At 66.3% G+C, this 21,866-nt stretch carries 20 protein-coding genes and 1 tRNA gene; 4 read left to right on the top strand and 17 right to left on the bottom strand.

Annotated elements, in window-relative coordinates:
• Positions 1 to 245: 245 nt before the first annotated feature.
• From EDF57_RS03130 to infA, 5 genes are all read right to left on the bottom strand, one after another.
• Positions 246 to 321, bottom strand: a tRNA-Phe gene (locus EDF57_RS03130).
• 139 nt (positions 322 to 460) lie between these two features.
• Positions 461 to 616 carry a DNA gyrase inhibitor YacG gene (gene yacG, locus EDF57_RS03125; RefSeq protein ID WP_132264136.1) on the bottom strand — a complete coding sequence of 52 codons (156 nt, stop codon included), beginning with the start codon at positions 614 to 616 and terminating at the stop codon, positions 461 to 463.
• Positions 617 to 690: 74 nt separating this feature from the next.
• Positions 691 to 1,665 carry a ribonuclease E/G gene (locus EDF57_RS03120; protein WP_134093041.1) on the bottom strand — a complete coding sequence of 325 codons (975 nt, stop codon included), beginning with the start codon at positions 1,663 to 1,665 and terminating at the stop codon, positions 691 to 693.
• Entirely contained in the window at positions 1,658 to 2,275 is a 618-nt protein-coding gene (locus tag EDF57_RS03115) for a nucleoside triphosphate pyrophosphatase (RefSeq protein WP_134093040.1), read from the bottom strand. The genes EDF57_RS03120 and EDF57_RS03115 overlap by 8 nt, the downstream gene beginning before the upstream one ends.
• A gap of 2 nt (positions 2,276 to 2,277) precedes the next feature.
• A complete protein-coding gene (gene infA, locus EDF57_RS03110) occupies positions 2,278 to 2,523 on the bottom strand; it encodes a translation initiation factor IF-1 (protein ID WP_132263148.1) in 246 nt (81 codons plus the stop codon).
• A 355-nt stretch (positions 2,524 to 2,878) separates the two neighbouring features.
• On the opposite strand from infA, the gene EDF57_RS03105 reads away from it, so the two are divergent.
• The 3 genes from EDF57_RS03105 (at position 2,879) to EDF57_RS03095 (ending at position 10,533) form a co-directional block, all read left to right on the top strand.
• A complete protein-coding gene (locus EDF57_RS03105; protein WP_134093039.1) occupies positions 2,879 to 5,542 on the top strand; it encodes a TonB-dependent receptor in 2,664 nt (887 codons plus the stop codon).
• Between the two features lie 146 nt (positions 5,543 to 5,688).
• Entirely contained in the window at positions 5,689 to 7,632 is a 1,944-nt protein-coding gene (uvrC, locus tag EDF57_RS03100) for an excinuclease ABC subunit UvrC (RefSeq protein WP_134093038.1), read from the top strand.
• Positions 7,633 to 7,830: 198 nt separating this feature from the next.
• A complete protein-coding gene (locus EDF57_RS03095; RefSeq protein WP_134093037.1) occupies positions 7,831 to 10,533 on the top strand; it encodes a M1 family metallopeptidase in 2,703 nt (900 codons plus the stop codon).
• A gap of 115 nt (positions 10,534 to 10,648) precedes the next feature.
• Here the strand turns inward: EDF57_RS03095 and EDF57_RS03090 are convergent, their stop codons facing one another.
• The 8 genes from EDF57_RS03090 to EDF57_RS03055 all read right to left on the bottom strand — a co-directional run bounded on the left by EDF57_RS03090 (position 10,649) and on the right by EDF57_RS03055 (position 18,820).
• Complete coding sequence (locus EDF57_RS03090; protein WP_208324774.1) at positions 10,649 to 11,509, bottom strand: transcriptional regulator; 861 nt, start codon at positions 11,507 to 11,509, stop codon at positions 10,649 to 10,651.
• Positions 11,506 to 12,660 carry a GNAT family N-acetyltransferase gene (locus EDF57_RS03085; protein ID WP_134093036.1) on the bottom strand — a complete coding sequence of 385 codons (1,155 nt, stop codon included), beginning with the start codon at positions 12,658 to 12,660 and terminating at the stop codon, positions 11,506 to 11,508. Before EDF57_RS03085 ends, EDF57_RS03090 begins: the two co-directional genes overlap by 4 nt.
• 142 nt (positions 12,661 to 12,802) lie before the next feature.
• Positions 12,803 to 14,896, bottom strand: coding sequence for a sodium-translocating pyrophosphatase (locus EDF57_RS03080; RefSeq protein ID WP_134093035.1), 2,094 nt, complete (start codon positions 14,894 to 14,896; stop codon positions 12,803 to 12,805).
• Between the two features lie 138 nt (positions 14,897 to 15,034).
• Positions 15,035 to 15,994, bottom strand: a complete 960-nt coding sequence (gene thiL / locus EDF57_RS03075) for a thiamine-phosphate kinase (protein ID WP_134093034.1) — start codon at positions 15,992 to 15,994, stop codon at positions 15,035 to 15,037.
• 82 nt (positions 15,995 to 16,076) lie between these two features.
• Positions 16,077 to 16,523, bottom strand: coding sequence for a transcription antitermination factor NusB (gene nusB, locus EDF57_RS03070; RefSeq protein ID WP_134093033.1), 447 nt, complete (start codon positions 16,521 to 16,523; stop codon positions 16,077 to 16,079).
• Positions 16,520 to 17,809 (bottom strand): histidinol dehydrogenase, encoded by a 1,290-nt coding sequence (hisD, locus tag EDF57_RS03065; protein WP_132263136.1) that lies wholly within the window; start codon positions 17,807 to 17,809, stop codon positions 16,520 to 16,522. Before hisD ends, nusB begins: the two co-directional genes overlap by 4 nt.
• Positions 17,809 to 18,477, bottom strand: coding sequence for an ATP phosphoribosyltransferase (hisG, locus tag EDF57_RS03060; protein WP_132263134.1), 669 nt, complete (start codon positions 18,475 to 18,477; stop codon positions 17,809 to 17,811). The genes hisD and hisG overlap by 1 nt, the downstream gene beginning before the upstream one ends.
• A gap of 70 nt (positions 18,478 to 18,547) precedes the next feature.
• Positions 18,548 to 18,820, bottom strand: a complete 273-nt coding sequence (locus EDF57_RS03055; protein WP_207912811.1) for a BolA family protein — start codon at positions 18,818 to 18,820, stop codon at positions 18,548 to 18,550.
• Positions 18,821 to 18,859: 39 nt separating this feature from the next.
• Between EDF57_RS03055 and EDF57_RS03050 the strand changes: the two genes are divergently transcribed.
• Positions 18,860 to 19,459 (top strand): J domain-containing protein, encoded by a 600-nt coding sequence (locus EDF57_RS03050; RefSeq protein WP_132263131.1) that lies wholly within the window; start codon positions 18,860 to 18,862, stop codon positions 19,457 to 19,459.
• Positions 19,460 to 19,504: 45 nt separating this feature from the next.
• Here the strand turns inward: EDF57_RS03050 and EDF57_RS03045 are convergent, their stop codons facing one another.
• Genes EDF57_RS03045 through EDF57_RS03030 form a run of 4 tightly spaced genes read right to left on the bottom strand, consistent with a single transcriptional unit; the run spans position 19,505 to position 21,790 of the window.
• Positions 19,505 to 19,963 carry an SRPBCC family protein gene (locus EDF57_RS03045; RefSeq protein ID WP_134093032.1) on the bottom strand — a complete coding sequence of 153 codons (459 nt, stop codon included), beginning with the start codon at positions 19,961 to 19,963 and terminating at the stop codon, positions 19,505 to 19,507.
• A 26-nt stretch (positions 19,964 to 19,989) separates the two neighbouring features.
• Positions 19,990 to 20,655 (bottom strand): glutathione S-transferase family protein, encoded by a 666-nt coding sequence (locus tag EDF57_RS03040; RefSeq protein WP_134093031.1) that lies wholly within the window; start codon positions 20,653 to 20,655, stop codon positions 19,990 to 19,992.
• Positions 20,652 to 21,167 (bottom strand): VOC family protein, encoded by a 516-nt coding sequence (locus EDF57_RS03035; RefSeq protein WP_134093030.1) that lies wholly within the window; start codon positions 21,165 to 21,167, stop codon positions 20,652 to 20,654. Before EDF57_RS03035 ends, EDF57_RS03040 begins: the two co-directional genes overlap by 4 nt.
• Positions 21,164 to 21,790, bottom strand: coding sequence for a glutathione S-transferase family protein (locus tag EDF57_RS03030; protein ID WP_134093029.1), 627 nt, complete (start codon positions 21,788 to 21,790; stop codon positions 21,164 to 21,166). The genes EDF57_RS03035 and EDF57_RS03030 overlap by 4 nt, the downstream gene beginning before the upstream one ends.
• Between the last annotated feature and the right edge of the window lie 76 nt (positions 21,791 to 21,866).

Raw genomic sequence — 21,866 nt, 5'->3', positions numbered from 1 at the left:
GCCCGAACAGGACTGACAACTAATGGTTAACATCGTATTTATACGTGAAATCCCGGTCCGAAAATCCTGCAATCGCAGTTTATTTTTCGATTCGGCCCGCAATTCTGTCACCGCGAGGATACATATGTTCACTTTGGAACACGCGCGCGGGTACGCCCCTCACTAATGCGAGAAAGCTAACGGAGATGTCCAGAGGCTATGTGAGGGGAGGCCCAAAAGGAAAAGGCACCACCCTCCGAAGAGAGTGGTGCCCGGGGACGGGATCGAACCGCCGACACCATGATTTTCAGTCATGTGCTCTACCAACTGAGCTACCCGGGCTTACCAAACCGAGTTTGGTCATCGTGCGAGACCAAGCTTTTCAGCGAATTTTTCGGCTGCCGAGGCGGCCGTTCGCTGCTGGTGGCGGGCCTATGAAGAACATGAACCGGCTTGGCAACCCTAAAATGACACGATCATTTCAATCGTCCTGTGGATAAAGGTCCGAGTCCGGATTTTGAGGCGCGGGCGGGCCGGGAAGGGCATAGCCGTCTTCCAGCCACTGCAGCAGATCGCGGTCGCGGCAGCGCTTGGAGCAGAAGGGCGTATGCTCGACCGCGCGCGGCTTTCCGCAGATCGGGCACTTGCGATTGGGCCTGCCGCCAGCGCCTTGGCCCGCGGTTTTGGCCGTGCTTGGATTTGTGTCGTCGCTCATGAGGTGATCGCCTGCGCGAAACCGCCCGCCAGTGCAAGGCCCGGGTCTTCGCGCCAGGCCAGCACGCGGCCGGTGCGCCGTGCCAGTTCGGCTTCCCATTCCGGCCGCACTTTGGCGCGGACGCGCGGATGGGCGGTCAGCAGGAGCGTTCCGGGCTCCTGGACGCGTTCGGCCTGCTGCAGGAGCAGCCGCGCACAGGCGCCCGCCGGTTCGTGGCGCAGGCGGTGGAGCAGCGAGGGCCGTTCCAGCCGCGCCACCAGCTGGACGAAACCGAACCCGTTCATCGCCGTGTGCTGGTGCGGCCAGTGGTCCAGCGCCGCGGCCAGCGCCTCGTCCACCGCGCGTCGGTCTTCCTTGCGCTCCAGCGAGGGGAAATCGATGCCGATCGAGCCACCAAGGTCCAGCAGGCCCACGGCGCGCGCGATCGCGGGGATCGCCGCCAGCGCCAGGGCCCGCGGGGGGAGGGTGCCGTCGATGTCGATCAGGGTCATCGCCGGAGTAGGGATCACCAGGATCGCGCCGCCGTCGAAGGCCAGTTCGCCGTCCAGTGCTTCGGTGAAAAGCTCCGGCCAGGGGTCTTGCGGAAAGGCGCGGAGCGTGCGGACCGGGAGGCCGCCGCCGCGCAGCGATTCCGCGAGTGTCGGCGCGAGACGGATCGGCGCGGCGCTGGGCCGCGCCTGCGCGCGCTTCAATCGGCCAGTTTCCGCCATGGCCGCGCGTGTCACTTCGACACGCAGCGTGGCGCCCTCGCCGGCTTCCGGCGGCAGGCCGTCGACCAGCGCTTCTTCGCCGGAAGCGAAGCGAAGCGTGCCGCGCCGCGCGCCCTTCGTGCGGGAGAGCAGCACCGCGTCGGCCACTTCACCGGGTGCGAGGCGGCCGTGCCATTGCAGCCGGGCAGCCAGGACCTCGCCATTTTCGACCAGGATCGCGCGGCTCTCGCCGATCCCGTCCTCGACGAGCCACTCAGCCAATCGCGAAGCCCGCTGCCTGCAGCAGTGCACGGGTTTCGAACAAGGGCAGGCCGACGACGCCGGAATGGCTGCCGGTGATCGCGGCGATCAGGCCCTCGGCGCTGCCCTGGATGGCATAGCCGCCCGCCTTGCCGTCCCACTCGCCGCCGGCGATGTAGGCGTCGATTTCCTGCTTCGTGAGCGGTTTGAAGCGCACGATCGTTTCCGATAGCCTTTCGCGAAGCGTGCCGTCGGGCGATTTCAGGGCGATGGCGGAGAGCACGCGGTGGCGGCGGCCGGAGAGCAGGGACAGGCAGGCGCGCGCGGTCGCCTCGTCCTCTGCCTTGGGCAGGATGCGGCGGCCGCAGGCGACGACGGTGTCGCCCGCCAGGACATGAGCATCGCCGGCTTCGGCCGGAAGCACCACGGCGAGTGCCTTCTCCCGCGCCATGCGGCGTGCATATTCGCGGGGAACCTCGCGGTCTCCGTGCGTCTCGTCGATATTGGCAGCGATGATGGCGTGGGGAACGATGCCCAGCCGCGCGATCAACTCGCGGCGGCGCGGGCTGGCCGAGGCGAGGACCAGTTGCGGGTCGTGCCGGGCTGCGGAGGCGTTTTCGGCAGGGGTCACGATCAGTACTGACCGGGGCCAGCGCGACCCGGCATGAAGCGGTAGGTGATACGGCCCTTGGTAAGGTCGTAAGGGGTCAGCTCGACGAGCACCTCGTCGCCGACCAGCACGCGGATGCGGTTCTTGCGCATCTTGCCGGCGGTATGCCCGAGGATCTCGTGGCCGTTTTCCAGCTCAACGCGGAACATCGCATTCGGCAGGAGTTCGATGACCCGGCCACGCATTTCAAGGAGTTCTTCTTTCGCCATTGGCGATCAATACCCGTAAGCCTGCTGCATGATTGGGGCGCGCCATAACCACGACTCGTCGAAAATGGAAGCCTTGCTTGGCGAACTCTTGAACGGGGCCAGCAGATAGCCCGTTTTCGCCGGTTGTCGTTTCAAAAATGCCGCACACGACATGTCGCTTGGGCGGATGCGCCTGCGAATAGTTGGCCGAACGCTTCCGGAACTGTCCTGCGACAAATGCATATTCTGTTGCGACAAAAAGTTACCCGCCCCGACCTTGCGGCATGTTCGCAGTCGCGGCATCAGCGCAGCGGGCCGAGAACAAGGCTCATTGGCGGGAAATATCTTTTTCAATCGGAGGTTTGATTTGCGGTGCGTGCATCTGGTCCCATGGGTTGGGCCGCTGTTTGCCGGCGTGTGCCTGCCGGCGCTGGCCCAGGCGCAGGTCGTCCCGGCTTCGCCGGTAGGTGCAGAGGCCGCGATGATGACCAGCGCCGCCACCAGCACGGCCGTTGCCGGCGCCGGGATCGCCGCGGCTGTGAATCCCAGTGACGCATCGGTGCCGCCGGACGAGGACAAGGACGACGATCCGCTGGAAGTGACCGGGGGGGATATCGTCGTCGTCGCCCCGCGCATCCTGGGCCAGCTGGACGTTCCCAACCAGCCGATCGCCACGTTCGACGAGGACGACATCGCCGCTTACGGCGTGGACTCGATCGGAGACCTGATCGATGCGATCTCGCCGCAGACGGGCAGCGGGCGAGGGCGCGGCAGCGGTACGCCGGTCATTCTCGTCAACGGCCAGCGCATCACCAGCTTCCGCGAGATGCGCAACATCCCGCCGGAGGCGATCCGCAAGCTGGAAGTGCTGCCCGAGGAAGTGGCGCTGCGCTTCGGCTATCCGGCGAACCAGCGCGTCGTCAATCTCATCCTCAAGGACAAGTTCTCGGCCACGACCGTCGCCGGAGAGTTCAACAATCCCACGCGCGGCGGCTACGACAATTACGAGCTGGAAAGCGGCATCGTGAAGATCGCCGGGCCGCGGCGGTACAACTTCAACGCGAAGTATACCGACACGTCGATGCTCACCGAGGACGAGCGCAATGTGCGGCAGGAGGACGGATCGCAGCCCACGGTGGCCGGCGATCCCGAGCCGGCGCGCTATCGCAGTCTGGCAGCCGCCGATTCCGAGTTCACGGTGGGCGGCAACATGACGCAGAACCTTGGCGACAAGGGCATGGCCGGTTCGATCACCGCGAACGGCGCCTTCACGCACGAAGTATCGACCTCGCTTTCGGGGCTCGACACGGTGACGCTGACGTCGCCTGCCGGCAGCCAGGAAGTGCGCACGCTGCCCGATCCGCTGACCTCGCGCGTCGTTACCGACACGTTCGAGGCGGGGCTGGGCTACAACACCATGGTCGGCCGCTGGATGTTCAACGTCACCGGTGACGGCAGCTATACCGATGCCGGCACGCGCACCGATCGCAAGCGCGACCTGACGGGGCTTCAGGATGCGGCCGCGGCCGGTACGCTCGACATTGCCGGCGCGCTGCCCGTGGTTGCCGGGGCGGGCGTGGACACCGCGCGGAGCCGCACGCTCTCGCTCAGTTCCCTGGCCACTCTCTCCGGCACGCCCTTCATCATGCCGGCAGGCGATGCCAACCTGACCTTCAAGGGCGGCTACGATTTCAGCCGGGTGCAGAGCGAGACTCATTCGGATACCTCCGCCGCCAGCACGCTGACGCGCGGCGATGTCTCGGGCGGCGTCAACCTGGCGATCCCGTTGACCAGCCGCGGCGATTTCCTGGGCGGCATCGGCGATCTCGCGCTCAATGTCAGTGCTGGGCTGAACCACTTGTCGGACTTCGGCACGCTGACCGACTGGAGCGCCGGACTCACTTGGTCTCCCACCGAGAAGCTGACTTTCCAGGCAAGCTACCTGGTGGACCAGGAAGCGCCGACCCTGGCGCAGCTGGGCGCACCGAGCGTGCTGACCTACAATGTCTCGGTCTACGATTTCACCACGAATTCCACCGCGCTCGTGACCGTGCTGACCGGCGGCAACCAAGATCTGCGCAAGGAAACCCAGCGCGACATCAAGCTCTCGGCGACCTGGGAACTGCCCTTCATGGAGCGCTCCAACCTCATCCTCGAATACTTCCACAACCGATCTTCGAATGTCAGCGAATCCTTCCCGATGCTGACTTCGGCGGTGGAGGCGGCGTTCCCGGATCGGGTGCAGCGCGATGCCTCCGGAAACCTCGTCTACGTCGACCGGCGCGCGGTGACCTTCGACGAGGAGACCAGTTCGCGTATCCGCTGGGGGCTCAATCTTTCGGGCAATCTCGGCAAGAAGGAGGCCGGCGGCGGGCAGGGTGCATTCGGCGGGCCTCCGCCTCCGGGCGCTGCGCGCGGTGGTGACGGCGACGCTCGTCCCTCGGGCGCTTCCGGTAGCGGCGCTTCCGGCGGTGGCCACCAGGCAGGCGGCGGCGGCGGGCCCGGTCCGGTTGGCGGCGGTCCACCGCCGGGCGGTCCGGGCGGCCCTGGCGGTAAGGGCGGCCGCTGGAATCTGTCGGTCTATCATACCTGGCGCTTCACCGACCGCGTCAAGATCGCCGACGGCGTGCCGGAACTGGACCAGCTTAACGGCGAGGCCCTGACGGCCGGCGGCGTCCCGCGCCATGCGATCGAGGCCGAAGGCGGCATGTTCAAGAACGGCTACGGCTTCCGCCTCAAGGCCGAATGGGACGCGCCGACGCGGGTGGACGGCACCGGCCTGCCGGGCAGCTCGGACTTGCGCTTCGGCAGCACGTTCGACGTCAAGCTCCGCATTTTCGCGGATCTGGGAAAGAATGCCGATCTCGTGGCCAGAGTGCCGTTCCTCAAGGGCACGCGCTTGTCGCTCGTGGCGGACAACCTGCTGGATTCGCGGCAGAAGGTTACAGACCAGAACGGGGAAGTGCCGATCGCCTACCAGGCGGCCTATCGTGAGCCGCAGGGCAGGGTGCTGGGCATCGATTTCCGCAAGATGTTCTGATCACGCCGTCGTCCCGGACTGGCCTGCCCGCCATCGGCCCGGCGGCGAACGCCGCCCATCGGCCAGCGGCGGGAGATCCGGGACGACGGTGAAATCCCCTTCGCAGACCGCTTCCCCTTCGGCCGTTCAATCTCTATCTGGCCCTGATGGCGCGAACACCTGCCGGCACTCCCGAACACCCCCAAGGCACCGAACGCTTCAACGAGGAGCGGGCGACTTTCACCCTGCGCGGCTCCGAACAGCCTGATCTCCAGCAGGGGGTCGAGGCGATCCGGGAAACCTTGCGGACTCTGCCCGCCAAGCCCGGGGTCTACCGCATGCAGGATGCGCGCGGGGATGTGCTCTATGTCGGCAAGGCGCGGGTGCTGAGGAACCGGGTCGCCAACTATACCCAGTGGGAGCGGCTGCCCGGCCGCCTGCAGCGCATGGTCAGCCAGACGCGCAGCATGACCATCGTCACCACCAATTCCGAGGCCGAGGCGCTGCTGCTGGAAGCGCAGCTCATCAAGCGCTTTCGCCCCGCCTACAACGTGCTGCTGCGCGACGACAAGTCGTTCCCCTTCATCCTGCTGCGGTCCGAACATGAATTCCCGCGCATCATGAAGCACCGCGGCGCGCGCAAGATGAAGGGCAATTATTACGGCCCCTTCGCCAGCGCCGGTTCGGTGAACACCACGATCAACGCCCTGCAGAAGCTGTTCCTGCTGCGCAGCTGCACCGACAGCTTCTTCTCCCGGCGCGACCGGCCCTGCCTGCTCTACCAGATCAAGCGCTGCTCCGCGCCTTGCGTCGGCCGGATCGACGAGGCGGGTTACGGAGAACTCGTGAAGGAAGCCAAGGACTTCCTTGGCGGCAAGTCCAACGCGGTACAGAGGAAGATCGAGAGCCAGATGGCCGAGGCCGCGGCCTCGCTGGACTTCGAGCGCGCGGCCATGCTGCGCGACCGCTTGCGCGCCGCCACGTTCATCCAGGGCAGCCAGGCGATCAATGCCGAGGGCATGGACAGTGCCGATATCTTCGCCATGGCCTGCAAGAACGGCCAGATCGGCGTGCAGGCCTTCTTCATCCGCGGCGGCCAGAACTGGGGGCACCGCGCCTTCTTCCCGACCCATACCGAAGGGCTGTCCGAGGAGGAAGTGTTCCAGAGCTTCCTTGCCCAGTTCTACGAGGAAGTGCCGCCCTCGCGCACCATCCTGGTCGACCGCGATCTGCCCGAGGCCGAACTCATGGCCGAGGCCTTCCGCGAACTGGCGGGCGGCAAAGTCGAGATATCGGTGCCCCAGCGCGGCAGCCGCCGCCGCCTGATGGATCAGGCGGTGCGCAATGCCGTGGAGGCGCTGGACCGCCGCATGGCCGAGCGCGGCTCGCAGGCCAAGATCTGGCGGGAGATGACGGAATTCCTCGAACTGCCGGACCTGCCGCAGCGCGTGGAAGTCTACGACAACTCGCATATCCAGGGCAGCAAGGCGGTCGGCGCGATGGTGGTGGCCGGGCCTGAGGGTTTCCTCACCAGCCAGTACCGCAAGTTCAACATCCGCGAGGCCCAGAGCAACGACGATTTCGCGATGATGCGCGAAGTCATGACCCGTCGTTTCGGGCGCGTGCAGGAAGAGGACCCCGAACGCGAGAGCGGTATGTGGCCCGACCTCGTGCTGATCGACGGCGGCAAGGGCCAGATGAGCGCGGTGAAGGACGCGCTGGAGGAACTCGGCATCGAGGACGTGAACCTCATCGCCATCGCCAAGGGGCCGAACCACGGCCGCGAGGGGCGGGAGATATTCCACTTCCCCGACGGGCGCGAAAAGATGCTGCCGGTCAACTCGCCGCTGCTGTTCCATCTCCAGCGCCTGCGCGACGAGGTTCACCGCTTCGTCATCGGCGCGCATCGCGCCAAGCGCAGCCGGGCGATCACCGCCAGCCCGCTCGACGAAATTCCCGGCATCGGCCCGGCCCGCAAGCGCGCGCTGCTGCTGCACTTCGGCACGGCAGGCAAAGTGCGCGCCGCCAGCCTGGACGACCTTCAGCGCGCGCCCGGGGTCAGCGCGGCGGTGGCACAGACGATCTACGATTTCTATCATCCGAACGGCTGACGGGGCGCTGCGAAGGAGGCCGATAGCCGCGGCTCTACCCTCCGCGCCGAAGGACCAACAGCCGACTCCCATCGACGAACGACATGAGCCTCGCGTGACACTGCGGCGAAGTTCGCGCTAGGACGCGCGCATCCGCTGGCGCGCGGGGGCAGCCCTGCGCATCCGCAACAAAGCCGATTTCCGGAGCTTCAGCCCCTCATGCGTTCTTCCTTGCGTAATCTCGCCACGGCCGGCGCCGTGATTGCCCTTGTCGTTTCCGCGCGGGCCTTCGCCGCAGCACCTGCCGCCGTTCCTCCGGCCGCCTCGGGCGAGGCCGTGCCGCTGGCCGAAACCGTCCCCAGCGACCTGCCGCGCAATGCCCGGCCCAGCCACTACCGCATCGAAGTGACCCCCGATGCCAAGGCACTGACCTTCAGCGGCATCGCCTCGATCGACCTCACCGTCTTCACCGCCACCGATGCGCTCACGCTGCACGGCAATGGCCTGGCGGTCTCGTCCGCCAGCCTGATCGCCGCCAATGGCGTCGCCCTTCCGCTCCAGACGAGCGCCGACGAGAACGCGCAGACCTTGCGCTTCGCCGCCGGCAAGACGCTCGCGCCCGGCAAATACCGCCTCGATGTGACTTATGCCGGCAAGATCGGCACTCAGCCCTCCGGCTTCTTCGCGCTCGACTATCCCGACAAGCGGACCGGCGCGGGCAACCGCGGCGAAGTGCGCGGGCTGTTCACCCAGTTCGAAGCGCCTGACGCGCGCCGGTTCGTGCCCAGCTTCGACGAGCCGAGCTACAAGGCGACCTTCGACCTTTCCGCCGTCGTCCCCGCAGACCGCATGGCGATCAGCAACATGCCGGTGAAGGGGCAGGAAATGCTGGCGGGCGGGCTCAAGCGCGTCACGTTCGGCACGACTCCGAAAATGAGTTCCTACCTGCTGTTCTTCGGTGTCGGCGATTTCGAGCGGACCGCGAAAAAGGCGGCGGACGGCGTGGACGTGGGCATCATTTCGCCCGCGGGCAGCGGCGCTCAGGCCGACTACGCGCGTGACGGCCTCGCCCAGATCCTTCCCTGGTTCGACGACTATTTCGGCGTGAAGTTCCCGCTGCCCAAGCTGGACAACATTGCCGCGCCCGGCTCCTCGCAGTTCTTCGGCGCCATGGAGAACTGGGGCGCGATCATGACATTCGAGCGCATCCTGCTGCTCGATCCCGCCGTCACCAGCCCTTCCGGCAAGCAGAGCATCTACAGCGTGCAGGCGCACGAAACCGCGCACCAGTGGTTCGGCGATCTCGTGACGATGGCCTGGTGGGACGACATCTGGCTGAACGAAGGCTTCGCCAGCTGGATGGCCGACAAGGTCACCGATCACTTCAACCCGGAATGGAACTGGAAGCTGGGCGGCATCGACGGCCGCGAAGGCGCCATGGCGCTCGACGCCCTGCCAACCACGCACCCCGTCGTGCAGAAGGTCCGCACGGTTTCCGAAATGGAGCAGGCCTTCGATTCGATCACTTACCAAAAGGGGCAGGCGGTCATTTCGATGCTGGAGGACTATGTCGGCGCCGATACCTGGCGCACCGGCATGCAGACCTACATGCGCAGCCATGCCTATTCGAACACGGTCAGCAAGGACCTCTGGGCGGCCATGGAATCGGCGGGCGGCAAGGACGTGGACCTGATCGCCGAGGCGTTCACCCATACCCCGGGCGTACCGCTGCTGCGCGTCAAGGTATCCGCCTGCGCGGCCGGCAAGACGCGCCTCGACCTGACGCAGGACGCCTTCTCGCTCGATCCCTCGACCCGCGGCGGCAAGACGCCGACCTGGCCCATGCCGCTGCTGATCCGCGCCGGAAACGGGGAGCCCATGCGCCATCTCATGACCGGCAGGACCGACAGCGTCACGCTGGACAGCTGCGATGCCGTGCTCGTGAATGCGGGCCAGCTCGGCTATTACCGGACGCTCTACGATGGCAAGGCGCTCGATGCGCTGGTTTCCGGTTTCGCGTCGCTGGCGCCGATCGACCAGTACGGCCTCCTGCGCGACAACCTCTCGCTGTCGCTGGCGGGTTACCAGGACATGTCGGCGGGCCTGCGCCTGCTGTCGGCCGTACCCGCGACGGCCGATGCCACGCTTTCGGGCAAAGTCGTCGGCCAGTGGGAAGGCGTCTACGGCCTGCTCGACGATGCCAAGGTCAAGTCCAGGCTCGCCGCGCGGATTTCGAAGACCTGGGCGCCGCGTCTGGACAAGCTGGGCTTCGACCCGGTCGCAGGCGAGCCGCTTACCGACACCAAGCTGCGCTCGCAGCTGATCGACACGCTCGGCACGATCGGCGACGCCCGTGTCGTTGCCGAGGCGCGCCGCCGGCTTCAGGGGCTCGCCGCCGATCCCAAGTCGCTTGACGGTCCTATGAAGGCCACCTGGCTGAGCGTGGCTGCGGCCAATGCCAACCGTGCCGACTGGGATCTCCTGCGCCAGCAAGCCGCCAAGGCCACCGGCTTCGTGGAACGCCAGCTCTACTATACGGACCTTGGCATGGCCGGGGACGAAGCGATCGCCAAGGACGCTCTCGCGCTCGCCATTTCCGGCACGCCCGATGCGACCAGCGCCTCGCAGATCATCACCACGGTCGGCCGCGCCCATCCGGAGATGACGTTCGACTTCGTTCGCGCGCACCAGCAGGCGATCGACGGGCTGATCGAGCACTCCGGCCGCGCCCGCTTCTTCGCGCGCATCGTCGCGTCGAGCACGAACCCGGACATGGTCGGCAAGATCGAGGCTTATGCCGCAACGCTTCCTGCGGATGAGGCCAAGCCGGTGGTGCAGGCGCTCACCGGGCTCAAGGAGCGTCTGGCCAATCGTCCCCGCCAGCGCGTCGAGGTCGCGGCCTGGGTGAAGAAGACGAAGTAAGGGGGCGCAATTCCGGGGGGGGTGACCCCCGGGCCCTCGCAATGGCGACATCCCGCGCTGCCGGACAGTGCGGAGAACAGGAGAGGCAGGGGGGCCTGGATCCCCTGCCTCTTCCTTATTTGCCGAACCTGCGAAGCACGCGCCACCCGAAAGCCTTTATCCGGTTCCGCGCGGGCCAGCGCTTCGTTCGTCCCGGCGAGAGGCCGAACCCTCGCAGCCAGCCATTGAAGGCCCGCGCATCGGCCTCGGCAAAGCTCCATTCGGAACGCCAGGTGATCGACAGGGAAACCGACGGCGCGCCGCCGTTGCGCACGAAATGGGGCGCCATGACCGGGACATAGACCGCCTCGCCTGCGCTGAGGGCGAACTCCGTGCCTCCGGGCAGGAGGTCGTCGTGCCACTTGAGTTCGCGGCCGCCGCCCGTGTGGTAGGTCTCGTGGACCCGGTCCGGCGCGAAGCGGGGATCGCCGGCAGGGAACTGGGTCATGACCTTGGTGCCGCGCACCTGCAGCAGGATGTTGTGTTCGGGGTCGAAGTGATAGGGCGTGACGCCGCCCGCCGAAGTCACGAAGGCAAAGGCCTGAAGCTTCATCATGCGGCCGGTTTTCGCCTCGATGGCGGGGCGTAGCTCGTCCAGCAGCTCGCCCAGAAGGCGGGCGTAATCGGGGTCCTGTTCGATGTTCTTGATGACGGCCCAGGAATTGGTCGTCTCGATCTCACGGATCGTGCGGCCGATGGGGATGCCGGTGGGCGCGGGCTTGCCGTCGATGCCGAGCGGCTGGTTGCCGAAATTGTACTCCACCGACCCGGCCGGCAGCGATTCCGCAAGGGCGGCAAGCGCTTCCAGCGCCATCAGCGGATGCTCGCCAAGGGCATGGGTCAATTTGTGCGGCACTTCGGGGTAATTGGCGGAAAAGCGGGCGCGCGCTTCTTCGGAGAAGACGGCAGCGCCTCCGGTCTTGGAAAACAGGTTCACAGGTTTCCTCCTGCGGGACGGCGGGCGATTTCCGCGCGGACGAAGTGGCGGAACAAGCGGCGGCGGAGGGGACCGCCGATGGCGATCGAAATTCGTGCGACCGTGCGGCGCTGGCGCCAGAGATGGTCGATCATCGGGTGGTCGGCCGCGGCGCAGCTGTCGGTCCAGGCGATGTCGTCGCGCTCCAGCACGCGCAGGTTCTCGCGCTGGAGCAGGACCCCCGGCGAATATCGGGAGTAGCCTTCGTCAAAAGCAGTCTTGAAGGAATAGGCGCCCGGCGGGGTCAGGAAGCTGGCCAGCATGGCGATGGGCCGGCCGTCGAGCATGAGCGAGAGACGTTCGAGTCGGCCCCGCCGGGCCGCGCCTTCCAGGCTTTCACGCAGCAGGGCGGTCGTTTCAGGGTGGTTGGCCAGCGCCGATCCGGCCTTGCCCTTCCAGCCAGAAGCCTCCAGCGCGAGAAAGGCGTCGCACCATGCGGCCAGGCCGTCCTCGCCGGAGTGTCGCTCGACATCCACGGTGCCCAGTTCCGCCAGGCGGCTGGCCTGTCGGCGCAGTTCCTTGCGTTTCTTGCCCGATAGCGAGGCCTCCAGATAGGCGTCGCCGGTCAGGTCCGAGGCGAGCAGGGCGCGTTCCTCGCGGTGTACCACTTCGGACCGGCGCGGTTCTGCGGCAAGCAGCGCCGAAAGGGCGGCGTGAACGGGGCCGTCGACGGGAATGCCGCGCAAGTGGAGGAACAGCGCCTGTCCCGCGTGACCATCCGCCCAGTCCAGCACCGCGCGCCAGAACGCGGTCTCCGCGTCCCGTGCCACCAGCGGGACGCCGCAGAAGCAGTTGTCGTGAAGCCAGCTTGTCAGGTTCGGCACCGGCCAGCGATAGTAGCGGGGTGTTCGCAGGATCGGCAGAAGCCCGGCCAGCTCTCCGGCCCGCTCGAACCGCAGGATCATCACGTCCTGTCCGCGCGCGAGGTGACGCAGCGAGGGCAGGAGATACCAGCTTTCGAAAAAGGGATTGGGCTCGCTCGCTTCCAGCGCGAGCCGGTCCCAGGCGGCGATATCGGCCTCCAGCGCACGCCACGGGACGCAGCGCAGCGAATCGGGCGCCGCCGCCGGAGCGGCGTCCTTGCGAACCGAATGGGCCTGGCGGTCGAACATGGTGCTTGCGAGCCTGCTTATCCTTCAGCAGCCTCTAGCGCCCCGGCATCAAGGAAGTGCTAACGCCGCCTTCCATGCCAAAACCCCGGCGGATACCTCCGCCGGGGCCTGCCAGGAGCGGCCATCAGGGTCTTGTCGTTTTTCAGCCTGCTGCCAGGGCGGCGAGCAGGAGCAGGGCAACGATATTGGTGATCTTGATCATCGGGTTCACCGCCGGTCCGGCCGTGTCCTTGTAGGGATCGCCGACCGTATCGCCGGTCACCGCGGCTTTGTGAGCTTCGGAGCCCTTGCCGCCGTGATGGCCGTCCTCGATGTATTTCTTCGCATTGTCCCAGGCGCCGCCGCCCGAAGTCATCGAGAGCGCCACGAACAGGCCGCCCACGATCACGCCCAGCAGCAAGGCGCCGAGCGCGGCGAAGCCGTTTTCGGTGCCCGCGACCGCCGAGATCACGAAGTAGACCACGATCGGCGCCAGCACCGGCAGCAGCGAGGGCACGATCATCTCCTTGATCGCGGCCTTGGTCACGAGGTCCACGGTCCGGGCGTAATCGGGCTTGGACTCGTAAGTCATGATGCCGGGATTGGCCTTGAACTGTTCGCGCACGTCCACCACCACATCGCCGGCCGCGCGGCCCACGGCGGTCATGCCCATGGCCCCGAACAGATAGGGCAGTAGCGCGCCGAGCAGCAGCCCGACGATGACGTAGGGATTCTCCAGGCTGAAATCGACATTCAGGCCGGGGAAGAACTCCCTAAGATCGTTGGTATAGGCCGCGAAGAGCACCAACGCGGCAAGGCCCGCCGAGCCGATTGCATAGCCCTTGGTCACGGCCTTGGTGGTGTTGCCCACCGCATCCAGCGCGTCCGTCTTCTCGCGCACGGCGTCGTCCAGACCGGCCATTTCGGCGATGCCGCCGGCATTGTCGGTGACAGGGCCATAGGCGTCCAGGGCGACGACCATGCCTGCCAGCGCCAGCATGGCGGTAGCCGCATAGGCGATGCCGAGCAGTCCCGCGAGCTGGTAGGCCACGATGATGCCGGTGACGATCACCAGGGTGGGCAGTGCGGTGGCCTCAAGGCTAATCGCAAGTCCCTGAATGACGTTGGTGCCGTGGCCGGTCTCCGAGGCCTTGGCGATGGAGCGGACCGGCCGGTAGCCGGTGCCGGTGTAATATTCGGTGATCCAGATGATGACGCCGGTGATGACCAGCCCGACCAGCGAGCAGTAGAACAGCGTGCGGCCGGAGAAGTCCGTTTCGCCGATGAGGGCGTTCATATCTCCGAGCGAATAGCCAATCGCCCACCAGATGGCCGGCACCGAGAGCACGGCGGTGACAAGGAAGCCCTTGTACATGGCGCCCATGATGTTCTGCGATCCGCCGAGGCGGACGAAGTATGTGCCGATGATCGAGGTGACGATGCAGACGCCGCCGATCAGCAGGGGCAGGGCCATCAGGCCGGAAAAATTGTCGATGCCCTTCATGAGGAGGGCGGTCAGCACCATGGTGGCGCCGACGGTGACGACGTAAGTCTCGAACAGGTCGGCAGCCATGCCGGCGCAGTCGCCCACGTTGTCGCCCACGTTGTCGGCGATGACGGCGGGATTGCGGGGATCGTCTTCCGGGATGCCGGCTTCGACCTTGCCGACAAGGTCGGCGCCGACATCGGCCGCCTTGGTGAAGATCCCGCCGCCGAGGCGGGCGAAGATCGAGATCAGGGACGCGCCGAAGGCGAGGGCGGTGAGACCTTGGACCACGGTGCGGTCTTCTCCGCCCACGGTATGTCCGCCCGGCCCGGTGAGGTACCAGTAGAACACGGCGATGGCGAGCAGCGCGAGGCCGGCCACCAGCATGCCGGTGATCGCACCGGCACGGAAAGCCAGGGTCAGGCCCTGCTGCAGGCCGGTCTGCGCGGCGGCCGCGGTGCGCACGTTGGAGCGGACCGAGATGTTCATGCCGATGAAACCGGCAAAACCGGAAAGGATCGCGCCGATCACGAAGCCCACGGCCGAAACGGTCCCGAGCGTGACGACGATGATCAGTGCAACGACGATCCCGACAACCGCGATCGTCGAATACTGCCGCTTCAGGTAGGCTTGTGCGCCTTCCTGAATGGCGGCGGCGATTTCCTGCATCTTTTCGTTGCCGGCTGGAGAGCCGAGCACTTGGCGGCTGGTGACGAAGCCATAGAGAATGGCCAGAAGCCCCAGGACAATTGCGATCGTGACTGGATTCACAAAACGCCCCCTTTTCCCAATATGTAACGACGGGTTTTCCCGCTCGATACGACTAGGGCTATAGGGAAGCTCGACTAGTGGCAAGCGCCTTGATAAGGCGGGTTAGTAAGGTTTCCGTCGCAAGGTACGACGAGGCGCTCAATGCTGGTAGCCCAAGCGCTCGGGCAGGGGTGTGGGCCGGCCCTGCCACTCCAGCGCAATATCCGCGCCTTCTGCCACGGCGCCGATCGGCCGGACATGCGAGCCCGCCGCTGCGGCCGCCGCACGCACATAGGCGCTGTTCACGGCAGGTGCGGTGAACAGCAACACGTAGTCGTCGCCCGCCGTCATGGCCTGGAGCCTCTGTTCCAGACCATCGCCGACAGTGGCGACCAGCGCTCTGGACAGCGGCACGTCGTCGGCAGTGATGACGATCGAGACGCCGCTGGCCTTGGCCATGCGCCGCGCATCCACCAGCAGGCCGTCGGAAACGTCCATCATGGCGGTCGTCAGGGGTGCCAGCGCCACGCCCAGCGCCGGCTCGGGCATGGGGCGGTGGTACCGGTCGATCAGCCAGCCGGCTTCGGGCGTCTGGACCCGGCTTCCCGACGTCAACAACTCCAGGCCGAGCCCGGAATCGCCGAGCGTGCCGCTGACCCACAGCAGATCGCCCGCCTGCGCCCCGCTGCGCGAGGGCACGGGGCAATCTTCCGGCCCGCGGCCGAGCGCAGTGAGCGAAAAACTGCGCGCCGAACCCTTGGGCATGCGCACGGTGTCGCCGCCGAGCAGCGGCAGCCGGAAATGCCGGCAGGCGAGTTCCAGCCCGGCCAGGAACGCGCGGTCCCAGTCCTCTTCGCCCAGAGCGTGCGACTTGAGGCAGCCGAGCGGTTCGGCGCCTTTCGCGGCCAGGTCCGAGGCGTTGACCGCCACCAGTTTCCACGCGACATCTTCGGGCGGATCGCCGGGCAGGAAATGCACGGCCTCCACCAGGGTGTCCATGGTCAGGACCAGCTTCTGTCCGCCGAGTTCGAGGACGGCGGCATCGTCCGCCAGCCCGCGCGCGGCGGGGCTGACGGCAATGGCGCGCAAGGCGTCGATGAAGGCGAATTCGCGGCTCACGCTGAGACCATGGGCCGCGCCGGGCCCCTTGTCGAGATCAGGCCTTGAGGATCATGCCGCGCGAAACACGCAGCGCGGCGCGTCAGCGGACCGACTTCGCCACGGCATCGAGCACGCCGTTCACGAACTTCGCCTCGCGCGCGTCGAAGAAGGCATGGGCCACGTCGAGATATTCGCTGATCGCGGCCGCGGTGGGCACGTCCGGGCGGGCCATCAGTTCGTAGGCGCCGGCGCGCAGGATCTGCAGCATGGTCTTGTCGAGGCGGGGCAGCGCCCAGCCTTCGGCCAGCTTGCCGGTGATCAGTTCGTCGATCTCGTCGCGGCGGGCGATCACGCCCTTCACCACGTCGTCGAAGAACGCGACTTCGGCCTTGGCGTACTGGTCTTCGTCGATTTCCGCACCCAGGCGGTGGCGGTGGAACTCGTCCAGCAGCGTGGGAAGCAGGGTCGCTTCCATCTCGAACTGGTAGAGCGCCTGAACGGCCGCGAGCCGGGCGGCCGCACGGGCCTGCTTGGAATAATTCGTCATTGGCCGAGCCTTATGGAAATGGAGCGCGCATGCGCAGGAAGCCCTTCCGCATCGGCAAGGGCGACGGCGGCGGGGCCAATGGCCTCAAGCGCCGCCTGATCGAGCTGGATGAAGCTGGTGCGCTTCATGAAATCGAGGACCGAGAGGCCCGAGGCGAAGCGCGCGCGCCGCCCGGTGGGCAGGACGTGGTTCGGGCCGGCCACATAGTCGCCCACGGCTTCGGGCGTCATGCGGCCGAGGAATACCGATCCGGCATGGCGGATCTTGCGGAACAGGCTTTCGGGATCGTCGGTCGCGATCTCGACATGCTCGGCGGCAAGCGCATCGGCCAGGATCGGCGCCTGTTCCAGGCTCTCGACGACGACGATGACGCCGTATTCGTTCCAGGACTGGCGGGCGGTCGCCTGGGTGGCGAGCGCGGAAAGTTCGAGCTCCACGGCCTCGGCCACGGCATCGGCAAAGGCCGCGTCGTCGGTGATGAGGATCGATTGCGAAGTCGGGTCGTGCTCGGCCTGGCTCAGCAGGTCGGCGGCAATCCGGCGCGGTTCGTTCTTCGCATCGGCAATCACCAGGATTTCGCTGGGGCCGGCCACCATGTCGATGCCGACGACGCCGTAGAGCTGGCGCTTGGCCTCGGCCACCCAGGCATTGCCGGGGCCGGTGATGACATCGACCGGGGCGATTCGCTCGGTACCATAGGCCAGTGCGCCGACGGCATGGGCACCGCCCACGCGCCAGACCTCGTCCACGCCCGCGAGATGCGCGGCGGCGAGCACCAGGGCATTGACCTCGCCCTTCGGCGTCGGGGTGACGACTACGAGACGCTCGACGCCGGCCACTTTGGCGGGGATCGCGTTCATCAGCATCGAGGAAGGATAGGCCGCGCGGCCGCCCGGCACATAGAGCCCAGCGGCATCGACCGCGCGCCAGATCGCGCCGAGGCGCACGCCGGCTTCGTCGGTATAGTCGCGGTTTTCCGGGAGCTGGGCGGCGTGATAGGTGCGGATGCGGTTGGCAGCCAGTTCGAGCGCATCGCGCAGGGTCGGCTCCAGCGCATCGAAGGCGGCGCGGCAGGTCTCGGCATCGATCTGCCAGCCGCTCTCGTCAAGGTCGTGGCCATCGAAACGTTCGGTATATTCGGCCAGGGCCGCATCGCCGTTCTCACGCACGGCGGAGAGGATCTCGGCCACGTCGCGCGCGACATCGACAGCGCTTTCGCGGCGGTCGGCGACGACACGCTGGAACGCCTCGGCAAAGCCTGCGTCCTTGCTGGAAAGCCGCAGCATCAGGCGGCCGCCTCGCGCGTCCGGGCATTTTCGGCCACCAGCGCGCGGAAGCGTTCGACCAGTGCGGCCACGCGCTCGTCAGTCTTGAGCGCTGCGCGATTGACGATCAGGCGGGCCGAAATGTCGAGGATGCGGCTGGTCTCGACAAGGCCGTTTTCCTTCAGGGTGCGCCCGGTGGAAACGAGATCGACGATGCGGCTCGACAGTCCCAGCGTCGGCGCCAGTTCCATGGCGCCGTTCAGCTTCACGACTTCGGCCTGCACGCCCAGCTTTTCGTAGTGGCGGCGCGTGAGGTTCGGGTACTTGCTGGCGACGCGCAAGTGCGACGGCAGCGCGCCCCCGACTTCGCCTTCGCGCTCCGCCACGGAGAGGCGGCAGTGTCCGACATCGAGGTCAACCGGCGCGTAGAGGTCCGGGTAGGCGAATTCCTCGACCACGTCGGAGCCGACGATCCCGACTTGCGCCGCGCCATGGGCCACGAACGTCGCCACGTCGAAAGCGCGCACGCGGATCAGGCGCGTGTCGCTGTTCTCGCAGGCGAAAGAGAGCGCGCGAGACTTCTTGTCGTGGAATTCCGCCTCGGGCACCACGCCGGCGCGCGCCATCAGCGGCAGCGCCTCGTCGAGGATTCGGCCCTTGGGCACGGCGAATGTCAGGGTTGTCGGCATGGTGCGCGCATTTAGGCTGCCATTGCGCAAAGGGCAACCGGGGATAACGGGCGTCTGACGACCCGGCTTGTTATTCGCCTGGGGCGCGGGCCTTGATGGCAAGGGCATGGACGCGCGTTCCGGGAATGTCGCCGAGCGCGGCATTGACGAGACGCTGGCGCTGGAGGCGGGAAACGCCGGTGAAAGCAGGGGTCTCGATCTCGATGGTGAAATGCGATTCGCCGGTGCCATCGTCGCCCATATGGCCGGCGTGGCTGGCGGAATCATTGATTACCGCGAGGTGGGTGGGGGCGAAGGCGGCTTCGAGAAGCTGCCGCATTTCCTGTGCGATCGGTCCGGTCATGTCTTCCATTTAGACGCAGCTTATCCCATCTGGAAGCCGGTGAGACATTCTAGATTTCATGGCAGGGTCGAATCCGGCGGACGCGAATGCAACTGGCCGGGATGTGAGGAAGCGGGCGAGTTTCGCGCGCCGGGCGTTCGTTTGCCGGGTTTCGACGGGCCGGGCGACTATCGCTGGTTCTGCCTCGACCACGTTCGCGAGTTCAATTCGGGCTACGACTATTTCGACGGCATGAGCGCGGAGGAAATCTTCCGTGCCCAGTCGCCGCTTCATGGCTGGGAAGCGCAGAGCCGTGCCTTCCGGCCGGACGCCGGCGTGGACGGAACGCCGCGGTGGGCCGATTTCGCGGACCCGCTGGAGGCGATCAGCGGACGGGCGAGGGCCCATGTCCGCCAGCGCCAGGCCGACATGAAGCCGCAGAACATCCGCTTCACGCCGGAGGAGCGCCGCGCCCTGGAATTCCTGGGCCTGGACGGTGACATCGACAGCAAGACCCTGCGCCTGCGCTATACCCGGTTGCTCCGGCAGTATCACCCCGATCACAATGGCGGAGACCACAGCCACGCCGAGCGGCTGCAGGGCGTAGTGGAGGCCTACCAGCTGCTGCGAAAGTCTTCGGCAATGGCTTCGGCCGGATAGGCGTTCAGCCGGGGGATCGAGAGCATGCGACGGATGTGAGCCTGCTCAGGCTCCCTCCGCCTCGCAGATTTCGGCGAGTTGAGCGGCGCAGGCAGACCAGCCGTCCACGAAGCCCATCTCTTCGTGCTGCTTCTTCGTTTCGCTGCTCCAGTGACGAGCCGAGGCGGTGTAGCGAGTGCCGTTGCCTTCGCTTGCCACTTCCCAGATGCCGATCATGAAAGGGCCGGAGGGTTGGAAATCGGCAGTGACGGCATCGGTCGTCACGAAACGGCGGCCTTCCTCGTAGGCGAGATAGATGCCGTTCTGCGGTGCTTCCTCCCCGTCGGGGCCATACATCGTCATCCGGCAGGCGCCGCCGGCGCGCTTGTCCTGCTCGTCGATCTCGACCCGCCAGGGACGAGGGCACCACCATTCCTCCTGGCGATTGGCCATGACGTCCCAGACTTTCTCCACGGGGGCGTCGATGAAGCGCGTGATCGAGAGTTCGTTGCTGGCATCGTTCACGGACAATCTCCTCAATCGCGAATCGTTCAGTCGCGGTCCGGCGCGCCGAGCGGGAAGTAGGCGCGGAAGGGTCGGGCATCCTCGACGCAGCGCGCGACGGAGGGCAGGGACAGCAGATGCGCGCGCCATTGCCGCAGGCGCGGCCTGTCTTCCGGGATGGGGTGGACCCAGTCGGCATAGAACAGCGATGGCGCCGCCGCGCATTCGATCAGGGTGACCTGATCCATCGGCGGATAGAACTGCAGCCAGCCTTCCAGCCAGGCATAGACCCTGTCGAGTTGCGCGCGCGCTTCCGCGCAGCGGGCAAGGTCGGGGTTCTGGCTGTCGCGGATATATTCGTTCACGACGATCTGCATCACGTTCATGACGTAGTTGTCGAACACGCGGTCAAGCATCCGGATCGCCGTGGCCGCATCGGGATCCTCGGGAACCAGCGTGCCGGGCGCGATGAGATGCCGGTCGATATATTCGACGATCGTCGTCGCTTCGAACAGAAGGGTCTCGCCATCGCGCAGCACCGGGAACTTGCCGAGCGGGCCGGCGGTCTGGACGACTTCGGCATGTTCGGGGTGTTCGGCATCGATAATGCGGAACGCGAAAGGCACCTCGTAGGCGTAAAGCGGGATCAGCGCCTTCCAGGTGTAAGACGAGAACGGATGGCCGAAAAGTTCCAGGCTCGGTTCCGGATTCATGCGCCGGTTCCTTGCCCGTCATGACCGGCGACGGCGGCCTCGATCGCCGCGATGTCGATCTTGCGCATCGTCATCATCGCCTCCATCCCCCGCTTCGCTGCTGCCCGGTCCGGGTTGGTAAGGGAATCGCTGAGCGCCTTGGGGGTTATCTGCCAGGAAAGGCCCCACTTGTCCTTGCACCAGCCGCACATGCTCTCGGCCCCGCCATTGCCGACGATCGCATCCCAGTAACGGTCGGTTTCCTCCTGGTTCAGGGTTTCGACCTGGAAGGAGAAGGCTTCCGAATGCGGGAAAGTCGGGCCGCCGTTGAGGCCGATGCATTCGATACCCATGACCGTGAATTCCACGGTGATGACGTCGCCCTGTTTGCCGTCCGGATAGTCCGTGGGAGACTGGACAACGCGGGTGACGTGCGTGTCGGGGAAGACCGAGGCATAGAAATTCGCCGCCTCTTCCGCCGCGCCGTCGTACCAGAGGCAGACGCGGTTCTTTGCAGGGCGCCCGGCGGTCATTTCTTCATCTCCCCGATCAGGGTGTTGTCCACGGCCTTGGCGGCCTTGTAGCCTTCCCGAGCCTGGAAACGCTCGGCGTAGGCGACGAAAGCGCGGCGCGGCGGCATCGTGCCGAACGTGAGCCCCCAGTCGACCGCGCTGCCGACGTAGACGTCCGCCATGGTGAAGCGTCCGCCGCAGACATAGTCGGCCTGGTCGAAATGGCTTTCCAGCGCGTTCATCGTGCGGTCGAAGTTACCCCAGCCGGCCATCGGCTCCTGCTCGGGCGTGGGTTCGCACTTGAGGTGGCGAGAGGTGATCGCCTGTTCGACCGGTCCGGAGGCAAAGAAGGTCCAGCGGTAATAGTCCGCCATTTCGGCATCGTTCGGCAGCAGCCCAGCCTCGGGATGCATCTCCGCCAGGTAGAGGCAGATCGCCGCCGCTTCAGTGACGACCCGGTCTCCGTCTTCGGCATGGTGGACGATGGTGGGCACTTTGCCCATCGGATTGACCGCCAGGAAACTCTCCGGCTTGTCTTTCCAGTCGATCAGGATCTGCCGATAATCGGCCCCGACTTCGTGTAGCGCCCAGCGCGCGATCTGCCCGCGCGACATGGGATTGGTATAGAAGGTGTAGTCGGCCATGATCCTACTCCATCGTCCTGCTTGAAGGCGGAACAATCATGGAACATCGTTCCGCCGTCAATGGCCTTTCGTTCCT

Origin of the sequence: Novosphingobium sp. PhB55, assembly GCF_004368805.1 — a bacterium.
GTDB lineage: Bacteria > Pseudomonadota > Alphaproteobacteria > Sphingomonadales > Sphingomonadaceae > Novosphingobium.
The sequence above is the reverse complement of the archived record's forward strand: the minus strand, read 5'-3'. Positions and strand labels throughout refer to the sequence as shown.